Origin of the sequence: Hyalangium minutum, assembly GCF_000737315.1 — a bacterium.
GTDB classification, from domain to species: Bacteria; Myxococcota; Myxococcia; order Myxococcales; family Myxococcaceae; genus Hyalangium; species Hyalangium minutum.
Genome location: NZ_JMCB01000017.1, coordinates 176,070 through 191,037, shown reverse-complemented (window position 1 = coordinate 191,037; position 14,968 = coordinate 176,070). Strand labels below are relative to the sequence as shown.

Sequence of the window (14,968 nt, the reverse complement as noted above, 5' to 3'; positions counted from 1 at the left end):
CCTTCGCTCAGGAGAGATAGGCTCGCATGGCCTCGATCGTCTCCTCTGGAGCGCTGAGATGGGGACAGTGCCCGGTGGCTTTCAGCACCCGGAGCTCACTGTCCCCCAGATGTTGGTGCAGGTAGCGCCCCACGGCTTCGGGAGCGATCAGGTCGTCGCTGCACTGGAGGATCAGCGAGGGGACCTTCAGCTTCGGCAGATCATTCCGGTTGTCGGACAGGAAGGTGACGCGGGCGAAGTGCTTGGCGATCTCCGGGTTGGTGCGGCAGAAGCTGTTGGTGAGCTCCGCCCCCAGCTCCGGGCGATCCGGGTTGCCCATGATGGCGGGCGCCATGGAGCTGGACCAGCCCAGGTAGTTGCTCTCGAGCGACTCCAGCAGTCCCTCGATGTCAGGCCGGTTGAACCCACCTACGTAGTCGCCATCGTTGATGTAGCAGGGCGAGGGGCCGATCAGGACCAGCTTCGAGAATCGGGCCGGCTCGGCAATGCCGGCCAGCACCCCGATCATGCTGCTCACAGAGTGCCCGACGAAGAGGGTGTCCTTCAGGTCCAGCTCGCGGCAGATCTCCAGCACGTCCTCCGCGTAGCCTCGCAGGCTGCCGTACTTGCTGCGGCTGTAGGCCGAGAGGTCCGACTGGCCCGCGCCCACGTGGTCGAAGAGGATCAGCTGGTAGTTCTCGCGGAACGCGGGCGTGATGAAGCGCCACATGGCCTGATCACAGCCGTAGCCGTGAGCGAAGACGATGGGTTGCTTCCCATTTCCCAAAACCCGGACGTTGTTTCTCTTGAGCGCAGTCATTGGCGTGACCTGGTGAGACGGCTGTCCGGCCTCAGTGTGTGGTTTCCCCCAGCTTGGGCCGGATTATGTAGGAAAAACCTGCCCACCCCAATGGGTGTCATGATGGACCCGAAGCGAGGTCTCTCGTGCAGAACCCTCTCAAGAAGCGCGGCTCCCTCTTCCTGGTGCTCTTCGTCATCGTGTCGGGGCTCCGGGTCGTCCTGTCGTTCACCAGCAAGCCGCAGGTCGTCCTCCCTCCGGCGCTCGCCCTCAGCTCGCACACCCAGCCTCTTCCGCTGCCGCCGATCTCACCGGCGGTGAACCCGGAACAACTGCGAGAGATGGAGCGCAAGCTCGCCGAGCTCTCCCAGCCGCTGGAGGTGCGCACGCCGCCGCAGGACACGCCGCCTCCGCCGCCCGCTCCACCTCCGCCGCCCGCCTTCCGTGCGAGCAAGCCCGGCGCGGATCAGTTCCAGCCGCTCCCGTTCCCGGCCGGCATCACCGAGCCGTACACCCCCGAGGGCTTCAAGAAGAACCTCGAGCGCGCGCTGAAGGAGTGCCCCATGGGCGCCATGGAGCTCGTCTCCATGGACTGCTCCGAGTTCCCCTGCATGGCGGTGACGGAGCTGAAGGACGAGACCGCGAAGCACGCCAACCTCAACGAGTGCATGCCGTGGATCGACATCTACACGGGAGGCACGCAGTACGTGAGCGGCGTGCGGAAGCGCGAGGGCCAGGAGATTCAGTACATGTCGTGGGTGCCGCTGCCGCCGCACTCGGCGGATGCGAAGCTCGTCATGCTCCGCTCCACCCGCCGAGCCAAGGGGCTGTTGAAGGCGCTGGCGGCTCCGTAGTCCTGGGCGCCTGCTTGCGCTCCCGTCCAGGTTGGGCGAGCCTTGGTGCTCCTCCGTGAGCCATCCCCGCTACTTCGTCCCACACGCAGCCACTCCGGCCGAGCCCGTCCGGCCGGACGCCTCCGCCCTGGTCAATGTGGTGGACACGTTCCGCCTGGAGGTCCGCTACCTCGGCGAGCAGGAGTGGATCATCGGGCTCGACGCGGTGGGTCAGCTCCTCGCTGTGCCGGGCCGAGATCGCGCCCAGTTGCCCGCCAGCGCCCAGGCCCAGCTCGCGCACCATGAGGTGACCTCGGGCCGCTCGCCCCGCCGCATCGCCGCTCACGAGCTTTTCTTCTTCACGGTGGAACTCGTCGAGCATCCGGAGGAGGCCGAGGGCGCGAATGATCCCGTGTACCTCTATGGGAACCTGATCGGCCCGTGGCCGGGCGAGGAGCTGAAACGCGTCCCGGGCCAGCTCACCGTGAGCCGTGGAGCGGTGCTCGCGGGGCTGGTGCACGGCGCGGCGGATGCCTTCATCTACGCCCCGGACGCCGAGATCAAGACGCTGCAGCGCAGCTACCACGGGTTGCTCCCGGGAGATCGCCCCGAGGTCATCGCCGAGGGCCGCGGGCTGGTCCTGGCTTATCCCGCCGTGCCCGAGGAACTGCAGACGCGCAGCGCCGCCAATGATCGGCTCGTGGCGGACATCCTCTACGCGGTGCTCACCCAGCTGCAGGAGAATGCCCGCGAGCACTCGGGGCCGGAGCTGCTTCGGCTGATGGAGCTGCCCGTGCCCAGCCGCATCCAGGCCATCGCGGATCTGGAGACGCGCGGCTATGAGGTGAATGGCGACGTGGCCATCCTGCGCAAGCCTCGCGGAGGGCTGGTGGGGAAGCTGGCAGGCCTGCTCTCCGCAGAGAAGGTGAAGGTTCCTCAAGAGGCCACGGCCGCCGAGTTCGTCGAGCTGGCGCGCCGCGCCCTCGGAGTCCTGCCCGGGTGGCCCAATGACGCGGAGAGCGCGCTCCGTGCGCTGATCCGTCCCGGCAACAGCGCGCCGGTGCGGACAGGCATCGTCCCCAGTCTCCCGCTCACGTCCACGCCCGTGGTCCAGAAATCCATCCCGCCGCGTCCGCCTCCGGCTCCCGCGCGGCCCAATGACTGGATGAAGGACTTCCTGGACGCGCATACGCCACCGGGTGGCACGAAGAAGGCGAAGATCTCCCGGTCGCGCCCCAATATCCCCGCGCTTCCTCCCAAGAAGTCCAACCAGCCGCCGGAGTGGCTCGCTGACTTTGGCTCGGCCCCCGCTGCTCCGGCCGCTCCCACGGCCTCTGCGCCCAAGAAGGCTCCTCCGCGCGAGAAGAAGGCCAAGGCCCCTGAGCCGGAGCCGCAACAAAAACCGGACTGGATGAAGGACTTCGATAGCTGAGCCTCCCATTGCGGATCCCCGCTGGAGGGCGCTACCGTCTCGCCCACTTCTGAAAGGGGAACAATGGGACACGAGAAGCCGGTAGAGCCGTTTTCGGATCTCCATCGTGAGGGGGATCGGGTCCGCGCGGTGCTCCTGCACGATCCGACCGTGGAAGGCCTCGACATGGCCATCTACATGGACGCTTCGGGCAGCATGCGCGAGGAGTACGAGTACAAGCGCCCCACCCGCAGCTTTCTGGAGTGGCTCCGCAGCGCGCCTCTGAAGGAGGCGTCGAACCAGGTGGAGCCCCAGGTGCAGTGGATGCTCGAGTACCTGGCCACCAAGGATCGCAACGGCTTGCTGCGCGTGGCCTACTGGGCCTGCGGCGCCACCGGCAAGGACATCGAGGTGATCGGCGAGCTGAAGGGCTTGGACGTCAAGCAGTACAAGTTCCCCGGCGCCAAGAAGCTCGGCAACAACACGTGCCTCACGCCGGCGCTCAAGGACTACGTGAGCTACCTCAAGGCCCAGGTCCCCGAAGGCGCCAAGCGCGGCTGCGCCGTCGTCGTCACGGATGGCCGCCTGAGCGACGCGGACGAAGTGCAGATCTTCTCGGCCGAGGTGGCCAAGGAGATCGCCGCCGGCCGCCTGCCTCGGCTCAACTTCGTGCTCGTGGGCGTCGGTGACGACGTGGACGAGCACCAGCTCGAGGAGATCGCCCACACCGAGTACAAGGGCGTGGGCCACCTGTGGTGCCACCGCATCGCCAAGGAGATCAACCAGGTCGCCGAGCTGGTCGCGGTGCTCGTGGACGAGAACATGACGGTGGCCGCGGGCGGCACCATCTACGACGACAAGGGCAAGGTGCTGAAGAGCTACGAGGGCCGCCTGCCCGCGGTGCTCGAGTTCGACGTGCCCGAGGGCGCCAAGAGCTTCACGCTCGAGGTCAACGGCCAGCGCTACACCCAGCCGCTGCCGGATGAAGAGCACCACGACGAGGACGAAGACGAGGATCACCACTGATGGCTGGCCACGAAGTCATCGTTCGACCGTTCTCCGACGTCCACCGCAAGGGCAACACGGTCGTCGCCACGCTGCTGCATGATCCGACCGTGGAAGGGCTCGATGTGGCCCTCTACATGGACGGCTCGGCCAGCATGGAGGACGAGTACGGCCCTCGCGGCATCCTCGCCAAGCTGGCGCCGGTGAAGAACCTGGTCGAGCCCCAGATGCAGTGGATGCTCGAGTACCTGGCCAACAAGGACCGCGATGGCGCGGTGCGCGTGGCGTACTGGGCCACGGGCGACGGTGCCCAGCTCGAGGTGGTGGGTGACCTCACCGGACCTCAGGCGAAGGGCTACCGGTTCCCGGGACCGAAGTTCTACGGCAAGGCCACCATCATGCTGCCGGTGCTGCGCGACTTCGTCGCTCACATCAAGCAGCAGGTGGGGGCGGGCGCCAAGCGCGGGCTGGCGGTGATCATCACCGACTCGCAGATCTCCGACCCCAACGACGTGATGGCTTATGCCACGCAGGTGGCCAAGGAGATCTCCGCGGGCCGCCTGCCGCGCATGAACTTCGTGTTCGTGGGCGTGGGCGACCAGGTGGACGAGGAGCAGATGGAGAAGGTCTCCCACGTCACGTACCCGGGAGTGGGGCACCTGTGGTGCCACCGCATCGCGGATCGGATGGAGGAGATGGCCGAGCTGGTGGCGGTGCTCGTGGACGAGACGATGACCGTCGCTGCTGGCGGCACCGTCACGGACGAGCAGGGCAAGGTGCTCAAGAGCTACGAGGGACGCCTGCCGGCGGTGCTCGAGTTCGACGTGCCTGCCGAGTGCAAGGCCTTCACGCTCGAGGTGGCGGGGCAGAAGTTCACCCAGCCTATCCCCGAGGAGCATGACGACGATCACCACGACGAGGAGGAAGAGGAGCACCACGAGCCCGAGCCCGTGGCTGCCGCGACTCCTCCCGCTCGGAAGCACGGCGGTCATCGCCACTAACTAGCCAGTAGGAAGTGCCATGCCGGAGCCGAAGAAGTTTGGGAAGCTGGTGGGATTTTCCACTGGCTCGGCCACCAAGCCGGGCCAGGGGATTGTCGTGAAGCACGTGCACGGCCCCGACTGTAAGCATGACCATGATCACGACCATGGTCATGCGCACGGCCATGACCACCATGGCCATGACCACCATGGCCATGACCACCACGGCCATGACCACGGCGAGGAGCATGTTCATGGTCCTAGCTGCAACCATGACCACGATCATGGTCACGGCCATGGTCATCACCACCACCCGCCGAAGCGAATTCGTCCTCCCGGGCATCGGCCTGCGGAGGGCGGAGGCGTCGCGCTCCAGCTCGACCTGGAGGGCACGCTGCCGGGCGAGACGGATGACGTCGGCCGCTTCGAGAAGCTGGAGGAGGCCCTCGAGGCCCAGAAGGGCATCCAGGATGTCCACCTTCGGCGCGACAACGGCTACGCCGAGGTTTGCATTCACTACCAGCCCGAGCTGGTGAGCGCGTCTCAGCTGCTCGAGCTGGCCAAGAAGACCGGCGGAGTCGTCGCCAAGCGCTACAAGCACTTCACGTGGTTCGTGCGCGGCATGGACTCGGCCGACGCGGCGGCGGTGATCGAGCACGCCGTCAGCCACATGAAGGGTGTCCTCTCCGCGAGCGTCGCTTACGCCAGCGAGCGCCTTGTCATCGAGTACGACAGCGAGGAGATCTCGCTCGGGGATATCGAGGCGAAGGTCAAGGCGCTCCGGTACGGGCTCGAAGTGCCCATGGCAGGCCATGCCTGCTCGCACCACGCGCACGGTGGTGGTCTGGCCCCCTTGCTCGAGCTGCCGCTGGTGGTGGCTTCGGGCGCCCTGCTCGTCGCGGGCTGGCTCCTGGAGCGCTATGCCTCCGTGCCCGCCCTGGTCCCGACGCTCGTCTGGGCCCTCAGCATGGCGAGCGGTGGTTTCTTCGCCATTCGCGGCTCCATCCAGTCGATTGCTCAGCTGCGCATCGACATCGAGACCATGATGGTCGTGGCCGCCATTGGCGCGGCCGTGCTCGGCGCCTGGTTCGAGGGCGCCTTCCTGCTCTTCCTCTTCAGCGCTGGCCATGCGCTCGAGCACCGCGCGATGGATCGCGCCCGCCGGTCCATCGAGGCGCTGGGCGCTCTGCGTCCCGAGGTGGCCCGGGTCCGTCGTGGAAACGAGGTGGTCGAGGTCCCCGTGGACAAGGTGCAGCGCGGCGAGATGATCGTCGTGCGCCCCGGCGATCGCGTCCCGCTCGACGGCATCATCCGCGAGGGCAAGAGCTCGCTCGAAGAGGCCGCCATCACCGGTGAGTCCATTCCGGTGCCCAAGAAGCCGGGGGACAACGTGTTCTCTGGCACCATCAACAGTGAGGCCGCGCTGGAGATCGAGGTGACGCACCTGTCCTCGGAGTCCGTGCTCGCCCGCGTGGTGGACATGGTCGCTCAGGCCGAGGCCCAGAAGGGTCCCAACCAGCGCTTTGCTCAGCGCATGGAGCGGACCTTCGCTCCGCTGGTGATGATCGCGGCCATCGTGTTCCCGGTGGTGCTCGTGGTGCTCGGCTATCCGTTCAAGGAGGCGATCCTGCGGGCAGTGTCGCTGCTCGTCGCCGCGTCTCCATGCGCCCTGGCCATCTCCACGCCCTCCGCGGTGCTGTCCGCGGTCGCGGCGGCGGCCCGGGGCGGGGTGCTCGTCAAGGGCGGCATCTACCTGGAGCTGCTCGGCGGCATCCGGGCCATTGCTTTCGACAAGACGGGCACGCTCACGGTGGGCCGTCCCAAGGTGCTGACCATTGCTCCGGTGGCCGGTGTCTCTCGCGATGAGCTGCTCGGCACCGCCGCGGCGGTCGAGTCTCTCTCCGCGCACCCGCTGGCTCGCGCGGTGGTGGATGCCGCCACCGAGCACAAAGTCCAGGCCCCCGCGGGTAAGGACTGCGAGGCCATCCACGGCAAGGGCATCCGCGCGAAGATCGGCGAGGAGGCCGTCGAGGTCGGCAACCTGGCGCTGTTCGAGGGCCAGACGTTCCCGGCGGAGCTCAACGCGGAGGTGCAGAAGCTCGAGGAGGCCGGGCAGACCACGATGGTGGTGCGCAGGGCCGGGCAGTTCCTCGGGGTGATTGGCGTCGCGGACACCGTTCGCAGCGGCGCGCACCACGTCATCCAGACCCTCAAGCAGATCGGCATCGCGCAGACGGTGATGCTCTCCGGTGACAACGCCCGGGTGGCCAAGGCGATCGCCGCTCAGGTGGGCATCGACGAGGCGCGCGCTCCGCTGATGCCGGCCGACAAGGTCACGGCCGTCCGGGAGATGGGCAAGAAGCACGCGGTGGCGATGGTCGGTGACGGTGTGAACGATGCCCCCGCGCTTGCCGCCGCTGCCGTGGGCGTGGCGATGGGTGGCGCGGGCTCGGACGCAGCGCTCGAGACGGCGGACGTGGTGCTGATGAGTGACGATTTGTCCCGGCTGCCCTTCGCCTTGACGCTCGCAGACAAGGCGACCGCGGTCATGAAGCAGAACCTGGTGATCTCGCTCGGGGTCAGCGCGTTGCTGATCATCGCCACGGTGTTCGGACTCACTCAGATCAGCCAGGCCGTGATCTTCCACGAGGGCAGCACGCTCGTCGTGGTCTTCAACGGACTGCGGCTGCTTGGCTACCGGCCCCAGGCCTCGGTGGCCACGGCGGCGAGCACGGGCAGCGTTCAGCGCGCCACCAGCTGAGCAGCTCAGGGCAGGCGCTTCTTCATGCGCAGCAGGCTGTAGGCCGAGAGGGTGGACGCATCCTTGATGCGTCCCTGGAGGACCAGCGCCTCGAAGTCCTCCACCGTGACCCGGCTCACCACCAGGTCACTCTCCTCGGGCGACAGGCTCTGCGCCCCCTGGGACAGCTCCTCCGCCAGGAACACGTGCATCCCCTGCGTGGAGTAGCCCGGGGCGTTGAAGAGGTGCCCGAGGTACGTCATCCGCCCCGCCACCAGCCCCGTCTCTTCCTGGAGCTCTCCCGCCGCCACGGTCTCGGGCGCCGCGTCCGCCTTTTCCTCCCAGGTGCCCTGCGGGAACTCCAGGTAGCGCCCCTTCACCGGGTACCGGTACTGCTCCACCAGGTAGAAAGTGCCGCTCTCGTACGGGATGACGAGCGCGAAGTCGGGCTTCTCGACGACTCCGTAGATGCCGCTCGAGCCGTCCTGCCTGCGGATCGCGTCCTCGCGCACGGTCATCCACCGGTTGCGATACACCTCCCGCGAAGAGACTGTCTCGATGGTCATGGTGTCGGCTCAGGTGTGGAGTGAATGGAGGCCCATCCTACGACGGGGCATGCCTCCCGGAGGTCTCGGCAAGAGCGCTACACTCCCCGGCATGCGCCTCGTCCGCTGGCTCCTCCTTCCCGTGCTCCTCGCCGCTCTGCCCACCTGGGCCGAGGAGCCCACGGTGCGGCTCTCTCCCGGCGAGCAGCGCGTGCTCGACTTCCCTGGCCTCCGCCGCGTCGCCGTCGCCGCTCCCAACGTCGCGGACGTCAAGGTCGTGGGCAAGTCGCAGCTCCTCATCAGTGCCCAGAGCACCGGCCGCACCACCCTTACGGTGTGGACCGACCAGCAGCAGCTTCAGCGCACCCTCATCGTGGAGCCGCCTCGCGCCGAGGAACTGGCCCGAGAGCTCAAGGCGCTCGGCTTCTCCGAGCTGGAGGTGCGCACCATCGGGGACAAGGTCGTCATCGATGGCCACGTGGAGTCGCTCCAGGACATGCGCCGGCTGCGCTCCATCGTCGCGGGCCTCTCTTATGTCTCGATCCTGGTGCGCTTGGATGCCCAGGTCATCCAGGCCGCCCTCACCACCACTGCCGAGCAGATCAACACTGCTTTGAAGCGCAACGGGATCGTCTCCGCTCGCGCCGTCGTGGTCGGCCAGCGCATCCTCCTCGAAGGGTCCGTCTCCGACGAGGCCGAGCGCGACAAGGCCCAGCGCATCGCCGACTCCCTTTATGAAGACGTGCGACAGGCGCTCGGTCCACATTGACACACAGCCACCCCTCCTTGACGGCGTGTGTCAGGGGTTTTGTTTGACACGAACTTGACGCCTCCCTATTGTCCGGCGCCATTGTCTGCCCCGGGGGTAAAACCCTGTGTTTTCGGGTAGATACGAGCGGGGGCTCGTCGGACCCAAGGAGCGGCGGTCTGGCTGGGCGCAGTTCTGAGGCCGCCGCGCGAAGAAGGACCGCGAGGAAGCCCCCGCGGTAGAGGCTGAGCGTCACCGATGACCACTGTCGAGATCATCTTCCTGGGCGTGTATTTCGCCGTCCTGTGTGTGCTGGCCGTGTACGGCTCGCACCGCTACCGGATGGCGTACCTGTACTACCGTCACAAGTTCAAGCTGCCCACGCCCAAGGGTGTGCTGCCCGCACTGCCGCGCGTCACCATCCAGCTGCCCATCTTCAATGAGATGTACGTGGTCGAGCGGTTGGTGGAGTCCGTGGCCCGCATCGAGTACCCGCGCGAGCTGCTGGAGATCCAGGTGTTGGATGACTCCACGGACGAGACGTGCGGCATTGCGCGCGCCTGCGTGGAGCGCCACCGGCAGAAGGGCATCAACATCGTCTACATCCACCGGACCAACCGCCAGGGCTTCAAGGCGGGTGCGCTGGAGAACGGGCTGAAGCTGGCCAGCGGCGAGTTCGTCGCGGTGTTCGACGCGGACTTCGTGCCCGCCCCCGACTTCCTGCAGCGCACGGTGCCGTTCTTCGCGGACAGCAAGGTGGGCATGGTGCAGGTGCGCTGGGGCCACCTCAACCGCGAGTTCTCCATCCTCACCCAGGCCCAGAGCATCTTTCTGGATGGGCACTTCATCATCGAGCACACCGCCCGCAACCGCTCCGGGTGCTTCTTCAACTTCAACGGCACCGCGGGCATCTGGCGCCGCAACACCATTGAGGACGCGGGCGGCTGGCAGCACGACACGCTCACCGAGGACCTGGACCTGAGCTACCGCGCCCAGCTCAAGGGCTGGCAGTTCATCTTCCTGCCCGAGGTCATCTCCCCGGCCGAGGTGCCGGTGGACATGAACGCCTTCAAGAGCCAGCAGCACCGCTGGGCCAAGGGCTCCATCCAGACGGCGAAGAAGCTGCTGCCCACCATCCTCAAAAGCGACCTGCCCTTCGAGGTGAAGCGCGAGGCCTTCTTCCACCTCACCAACAACATGGCGTACCTGTTGATGGTGCTGCTGTCGGTGCTGATGCCGCTGTCCATGGTGGTGCGCTTCCACCACGGCCTGTACGGCACGCTGTTCCTCGACTTGCCCTTCTTCATCACCGCCACGGCCAGCGTGTGCGTCTTCTACGTGGCCACCCAGCGCGAGCAGGGCATCCGCGGCTGGGAGCGGCTGAAGTACCTGCCGTTCCTGATGAGCCTGGGCATCGGCCTGGCCATCAACAACGCCAAGGCCGTGCTGGAGGCGCTGCTCAACCAGCAGTCCGGCTTCGCGCGCACGCCCAAGACGGGCGCCGAGGGCAAGAAGATGGTGCAGGTCAAGCGCAGCTACCTGGGCGCCAAGACACTGATGCCCCTGGTGGAGCTGGCCTTCGCCGCGTACTTCTCTGGTGCGCTCTGGTTCGCCATCGAGAAGCGCATCTACACCTCGGTGCCCTTCATCATCCTGTTCCAGGCGGGCTTCCTGTACGTGGGCCTCTCCAGCCTGCTCCAGGGGCGCTTCAAGCCGGCCGAGGCTCCGGCCAGCGCCCTCGAGGCGCCCAAGGAGCAGGCCCAGCGGGCCGCCTGAGGCACTAGCCTCCGCTTCGCCCCCCATCGGTGGGGCCCACTCCCGCATCCGGCGCGGAGGAGGGGGCCTCTGCCTGAGGCGGGGGCGGGGCTCCCCGTCGCAGGACCTGTTCCGTCCACTTGGGCTCAGGACCGCTCGGAGGCGGGCGGCAGGCCTCGTCCAGCGAGGTGCTCGTCACCGCACGCAGCGTGAGGGTGGTGGCGCCACACGCGGTGATCTCCGTGGGGAACTTCACCGGGCACGGCGTGCCCGCCACGCTGAACCCCGTGGCGTGCGTCTCTCCCACGAAGCCCTCGGGCGTGCGCGTCAGCACCAGCGTGATCGCGCCCGCATCCGGTGCCTCGCCCACGCCTCCGTCCTTGCGCGCGCGCGCCAGCGTGAGCGTGAGGGTGCGGCCATCATCCTCGGCCAGGTAGCGAAAGGCGGGGTTACCTACATGGTGGTATTCGCCGGCCTGGCTCCGCTCGCAGCCGGGCGGCACGTGCACAGGCGGTGGGTTCCCGGTTCGGGAGGGACAGGCGGCGAGGGTGGCGAAGGCGCAGCCCCCCAGGACAAGGACCAGCGGACGGGTTCGAGACATGAGCGCGCATCTTTCATCACCTCTGGAGGAAGGAGGCACGGTGTTTGACCCTCCAGTTACGACTCTCTAACCTTCGGAGCGACATGTCTCTTCACCGTGCCGCAGTCTTCGCCTTGGTGGCCGCCCTGGTGGCGCCCCCGTCCTTCGCCCAGGATCTCGACATTCCCATGCCTAGTGCGGGGAAGACGAAGTCGAAGGGCGGCAAGAAGCGCGGCTCGGCGAAGAAGGCCTCGGCGAAGAAGGCCGCGCCCGTCGCGGATGAGCTGGATGTGCCGGTACCGACCTCGAAGCCCGCGACGGCCAAGAAGCCTGCTGCTTCGGAGGGGGACCTGGATGTGCCGGTGCCGACCTCGAAGCCCGCGACGGCCAAGAAGCCTGCTGCTGCAGCGTCGGATGACGCGCTGATCCCTTCCATTGGTGGCAGGACGGAGTTGGTGGTGAAGCTGTCTGGCGGCATCAAGGGCGCGCGCCTGATGGTGGACAACAAGGACGTGGGCTCGCTGCCGCTGACGGGGCCTATCCAGGTGGAGGCAGGAGAGCACACGCTGGTGGTGCGCCGCCCCGGCTATGCCGAGTTCACCCGCCGCATTACGGCCCAGAAGAACAAGCCCACCGAGGTCTCCATCACGCTCGAGGCCGTGGCAGGCGTGGTGACGGTGACGTCGGATGTGCAGGGGGCCATTGTCTCCATCAACGGCCAGGAGAAGGGCTCGGCGCCGCTCGCCGGACTGGTGCTCAAGCCCGGCTCCTACGAGATCGTCGTGAGCAAGCCGGGCTACCAGCCCGAGAAGAAGAACCTCAACGTGCGCGCGGGCAAGGACTACACGGTGGCGACCAACCTGCGGCCCTCGGAGACGCAGCCGGTGGCCAGCTTGGATGCGCCGAAGAATCCGGTGCTGACGCCCTCGACGCCTGTCGCGGCCGCGCCGATGATTCCCCTCAAGAACGAGCCCGAGGCCAGTACCAGCCAGCCGTGGTTCAAGCGCTGGTACGTGTGGGCCGGCGTGGGCGTGGTGGCCGCCGCAGCGGCGGGAGCGGTGGTGGCCACGCAGGGTGGCTCGGTCAAGACGCTGACGGACCGGGACGTTTGTGGCGGGGCTTGCGACGGCACCATCAACGGAATCCGGGCCGGAGCTCGCTGACGCCGGTCGCTACTGGTTGCGCAGGTCGTCCTCGCTGCCGCGCGAGCGGGACTCGAGCAGCAGGAACACGTTGCTGACGCGGCCCACGCCCGAGTAGTCCAGCGCCGTCGCGCGCACCTTGAAGGGCGCGCTCTCGGGGAGCAGGGCGGTGATGTCCACCGTGCCGGGCTCGAAGTTGAAGGACATGGGGCCCACGTTGTCCACGGGCTCGCGGCCCACCTTCACGAAGTCCGTGAAGCCCACCGCGCCCCGGTTGAGCACCTGGCCCTTCTCATCCAGCACCTCGAGCAGGATGAGGTTGTCCACCGAGAAGCCCTCCTTGCCCTCCGCATCGCCGTAGAGGCGCGCCTTGTCACCCTGCAGGCGCAGCAGCGGGGATTCGCCCGTGGCCACCACGCGCGGGGTGCGCTCGAAGTCGCGCGTGTCGATCTCCACGTCCTCGCGCTTCTCCTGAATCTGTGAGGTCTCTCGCTCGGGCGTCTCGGCCAGGAGCTGGACGGGGCGCGGAGGACCGGACCGCGTAGGTGTTGCGGGCACCTGTTTCACGCAGGCGAGAAAGGAGACAGCCACAACGGCCAGGGAGAGTGTTCGGGCGTTCATGACCCACAGGCTTGTAGCGAGCGCTTCGCCAGAGGGTCAACTAGCATTGCCCCATGATCCCTGCCGCTCGCTGGATGGTGCTCGCGTTGTTCCTCTCCGCGGCTCAGGCGCTGGCCGCGGACAACGCCGAGGTGCAGCTATGTCTGCAGCACCTCAAGCCTGGCGAGCGGGAGAAGGCCGAGAAGGCGCTCGGCTCCCTGGAAGAGCTGCCACTGTACCGGGTGCAGCTGCAGGTGGATCCCACCGGGCGCGAGGTGAAGGGGAGGGTGGAGGTGGAGGTAACCGCTCGCAAGCGCACCATCTCTGAGCTCTTCCTGCGCGTGACGCCTAACGCCCAGGGACGCAAGGTGACGCTCTCGGAGGCGAAGGTGGCCGGGCAGGCGGTCGCCATCGAGCGCCCCGAGCCCACGCTGATTCGCGTGCCGGTCAATCCACCCGTGGAGTCCGGCGGCAGGGTGAAGCTCGAAGTGTCGCTCCAGGCCTCCGTGCCCCGCGCCAAGGAGAACGTGGGTTCGCTCCTGGGAGCGCTGGGGGCCTCGGGGCCTCCGGGTGACTATGGCGCGTTCTCGGCCGCACCCGACTTCCTGAGCCTCGTGGGCATCGTCCCCATGCTGCCCCCGCTGCATGCGGATGGGACGCCGTGGGCCGGGCCCTCGGGCATTGGCGACCTGGCGCTCTATGAGCCCTCGAACGTGGTGGCCACGGTGACGGTGCCCTCGGGTTGGAAGGTGCACGCCACCGGCGTGGCCCTGGGCGAGGTGCCCGAGAAGACGGAGGGCGTGCGCTTCAGCTTCGCTGCCTCGCTCGTGCGCGACTTCCCCGTGTTCGTCTCGCAGGGCTACCAGAGCGCCACGAGGACCGTGGGCGGCGTCACCGTGGAGAGCTTCTTCTCGGCTCGGGACGCGAAGGTGGGCCAGCGCGTGCTGCAGTACACGGCCTCGGCGCTGGAGACCTTCGAGCCGAAGCTGGGCGCGCTGCCCTACAAGCACTTCCGCGTGGTGGAGGCGCCGCTGTCGGACGGCGCGGGCGGCATGGAGTTCCAGGGCCTCATCACCGTCGGCACTTCGCTGTACCGGGGCGCGGCGGATCCGAACAGCATCTTCGAGGGCTCGGGCCTGGGGATGTTCAAGGACATGCTTCAGCAGATGCAGTCCATCGGCGTGACGATGCCGGGCGGTGAGGATCCGCTCCAGAACATCGCCAAGACCATCGAGCGCACGCTGGAGTTCACCGTGGCGCACGAGGTGGGGCACCAGTACTTCGCGGGCCTGGTGGGCACCGACCCCATCAAGGAGCCGGTGGCGGACGAGGCCCTCACGCAGTACTCGGCGCTGCTCTACTACGAGTGGGCGCACAGCCAGGCCGACGCCGAGGCCCTCCGGCAGGAGGCGCTGGTGGCGGCCTATCAGATGTACCGGATGATGGGCGGAGTGGACGGCCCGGCGCAGCGGCCCACGGAGGAGTTCGGCAGCTCCATGGAGTACGGCGCCATCGTCTACGGCAAGGCTCCGAACTTCTACCACTTCGCGCGCAAGCAGGTGGGGGACACGGCCTTCTTCAAGGGCCTGCGCTCGTACGTGGACACCTACCGGTACAAGTGGGCCTGCCTGGACTGTTTCCGCAAGGAGCTGGCCAAGGCGAGCCCGGGCAGCGGCTCCTCGCTGGAGCGGCTCCAGAGCCGCTGGTGGAAGGGCACCCACGGCGACGAGGACCTGGGCGCCTTTGACTTCAACTCCCTGATGGGTGGGAGCATGGGAGACATGAAGCTCGACGCCGAGACCCAGAAGATGATGGAGGAGATGCTCAAGGGCATGACGGGCGGCGAGTAAC

The 14,968-nt window shown here is 67.5% G+C and carries 13 protein-coding genes; 9 read left to right on the top strand and 4 right to left on the bottom strand.

Going from position 1 to position 14,968, the window contains the following annotated elements; all coding sequences use genetic code 11:
• Nucleotides 1–7: 7 nt before the first annotated feature.
• Complete coding sequence (locus tag DB31_RS34350; RefSeq protein ID WP_044195965.1) at nucleotides 8–799, bottom strand: alpha/beta fold hydrolase; 792 nt, start codon at nucleotides 797–799, stop codon at nucleotides 8–10.
• 125 nt (nucleotides 800–924) lie between these two features.
• On the opposite strand from DB31_RS34350, the gene DB31_RS34345 reads away from it, so the two are divergent.
• From DB31_RS34345 to DB31_RS34325, 5 genes are all read left to right on the top strand, one after another.
• Nucleotides 925–1,632, top strand: coding sequence for a hypothetical protein (locus DB31_RS34345; protein WP_044195962.1), 708 nt, complete (start codon nucleotides 925–927; stop codon nucleotides 1,630–1,632).
• A gap of 55 nt (nucleotides 1,633–1,687) precedes the next feature.
• The gene (locus DB31_RS34340; RefSeq protein ID WP_044195960.1) at nucleotides 1,688–3,043 is read left to right on the top strand and encodes a hypothetical protein; all 1,356 of its coding nucleotides are present in this window, start codon (nucleotides 1,688–1,690) and stop codon (nucleotides 3,041–3,043) included.
• A gap of 63 nt (nucleotides 3,044–3,106) precedes the next feature.
• The gene (locus tag DB31_RS34335) at nucleotides 3,107–4,048 is read left to right on the top strand and encodes a vWA domain-containing protein (protein ID WP_044195958.1); all 942 of its coding nucleotides are present in this window, start codon (nucleotides 3,107–3,109) and stop codon (nucleotides 4,046–4,048) included.
• Nucleotides 4,048–5,028: a vWA domain-containing protein gene (locus DB31_RS34330; RefSeq protein WP_044195955.1), complete on the top strand. Its 981-nt coding sequence runs from the start codon at nucleotides 4,048–4,050 to the stop codon at nucleotides 5,026–5,028. Before DB31_RS34335 ends, DB31_RS34330 begins: the two co-directional genes overlap by 1 nt.
• A 19-nt stretch (nucleotides 5,029–5,047) precedes the next feature.
• A complete protein-coding gene (locus DB31_RS34325; protein ID WP_052420481.1) occupies nucleotides 5,048–7,768 on the top strand; it encodes a heavy metal translocating P-type ATPase in 2,721 nt (906 codons plus the stop codon).
• Between the two features lie 5 nt (nucleotides 7,769–7,773).
• Here DB31_RS34325 and DB31_RS34320 read toward each other — a convergent pair whose 3' ends face one another.
• On the bottom strand, nucleotides 7,774–8,313 hold the full coding sequence (locus DB31_RS34320) for an NUDIX domain-containing protein (protein ID WP_044195953.1): 540 nt from the start codon (nucleotides 8,311–8,313) through the stop codon (nucleotides 7,774–7,776).
• Between the two features lie 49 nt (nucleotides 8,314–8,362).
• Between DB31_RS34320 and DB31_RS34315 the strand changes: the two genes are divergently transcribed.
• Nucleotides 8,363–9,061, top strand: a complete 699-nt coding sequence (locus DB31_RS34315; RefSeq protein WP_169787135.1) for a pilus assembly protein N-terminal domain-containing protein — start codon at nucleotides 8,363–8,365, stop codon at nucleotides 9,059–9,061.
• Nucleotides 9,062–9,298: 237 nt separating this feature from the next.
• Nucleotides 9,299–10,816, top strand: coding sequence for a cellulose synthase family protein (locus DB31_RS34310; protein WP_044195948.1), 1,518 nt, complete (start codon nucleotides 9,299–9,301; stop codon nucleotides 10,814–10,816).
• Between the two features lie 4 nt (nucleotides 10,817–10,820).
• Here DB31_RS34310 and DB31_RS34305 read toward each other — a convergent pair whose 3' ends face one another.
• The gene (locus DB31_RS34305; protein ID WP_044195946.1) at nucleotides 10,821–11,396 is read right to left on the bottom strand and encodes a hypothetical protein; all 576 of its coding nucleotides are present in this window, start codon (nucleotides 11,394–11,396) and stop codon (nucleotides 10,821–10,823) included.
• Between the two features lie 83 nt (nucleotides 11,397–11,479).
• Here DB31_RS34305 and DB31_RS34300 point away from each other — a divergent pair, with 83 nt between their 5' ends.
• Nucleotides 11,480–12,538, top strand: coding sequence for a PEGA domain-containing protein (locus DB31_RS34300; protein ID WP_044195943.1), 1,059 nt, complete (start codon nucleotides 11,480–11,482; stop codon nucleotides 12,536–12,538).
• A gap of 9 nt (nucleotides 12,539–12,547) precedes the next feature.
• Here DB31_RS34300 and DB31_RS34295 read toward each other — a convergent pair whose 3' ends face one another.
• The gene (locus tag DB31_RS34295) at nucleotides 12,548–13,138 is read right to left on the bottom strand and encodes a hypothetical protein (RefSeq protein ID WP_044195940.1); all 591 of its coding nucleotides are present in this window, start codon (nucleotides 13,136–13,138) and stop codon (nucleotides 12,548–12,550) included.
• A 53-nt stretch (nucleotides 13,139–13,191) separates the two neighbouring features.
• Between DB31_RS34295 and DB31_RS34290 the strand changes: the two genes are divergently transcribed.
• The gene (locus tag DB31_RS34290) at nucleotides 13,192–14,967 is read left to right on the top strand and encodes a M1 family aminopeptidase (protein ID WP_044195936.1); all 1,776 of its coding nucleotides are present in this window, start codon (nucleotides 13,192–13,194) and stop codon (nucleotides 14,965–14,967) included.
• Nucleotide 14,968 lies beyond the last annotated feature (1 nt).

Coding starts and splice junctions, on each gene's coding strand:
- DB31_RS34350 (WP_044195965.1), bottom strand. CDS start 799: ATGACTGCGCTCAAGAGAAACAACGTCCGGGTTTTGGGAAATGGGAAG.
- DB31_RS34335 (WP_044195958.1), top strand. CDS start 3,107: ATGGGACACGAGAAGCCGGTAGAGCCGTTTTCGGATCTCCATCGTGAG.
- DB31_RS34330 (WP_044195955.1), top strand. CDS start 4,048: ATGGCTGGCCACGAAGTCATCGTTCGACCGTTCTCCGACGTCCACCGC.
- DB31_RS34325 (WP_052420481.1), top strand. CDS start 5,048: ATGCCGGAGCCGAAGAAGTTTGGGAAGCTGGTGGGATTTTCCACTGGC.
- DB31_RS34320 (WP_044195953.1), bottom strand. CDS start 8,313: ATGACCATCGAGACAGTCTCTTCGCGGGAGGTGTATCGCAACCGGTGG.
- DB31_RS34315 (WP_169787135.1), top strand. CDS start 8,363: ATGCCTCCCGGAGGTCTCGGCAAGAGCGCTACACTCCCCGGCATGCGC.
- DB31_RS34310 (WP_044195948.1), top strand. CDS start 9,299: ATGACCACTGTCGAGATCATCTTCCTGGGCGTGTATTTCGCCGTCCTG.
- DB31_RS34305 (WP_044195946.1), bottom strand. CDS start 11,396: ATGTCTCGAACCCGTCCGCTGGTCCTTGTCCTGGGGGGCTGCGCCTTC.
- DB31_RS34300 (WP_044195943.1), top strand. CDS start 11,480: ATGTCTCTTCACCGTGCCGCAGTCTTCGCCTTGGTGGCCGCCCTGGTG.
- DB31_RS34295 (WP_044195940.1), bottom strand. CDS start 13,138: ATGAACGCCCGAACACTCTCCCTGGCCGTTGTGGCTGTCTCCTTTCTC.
- DB31_RS34290 (WP_044195936.1), top strand. CDS start 13,192: ATGATCCCTGCCGCTCGCTGGATGGTGCTCGCGTTGTTCCTCTCCGCG.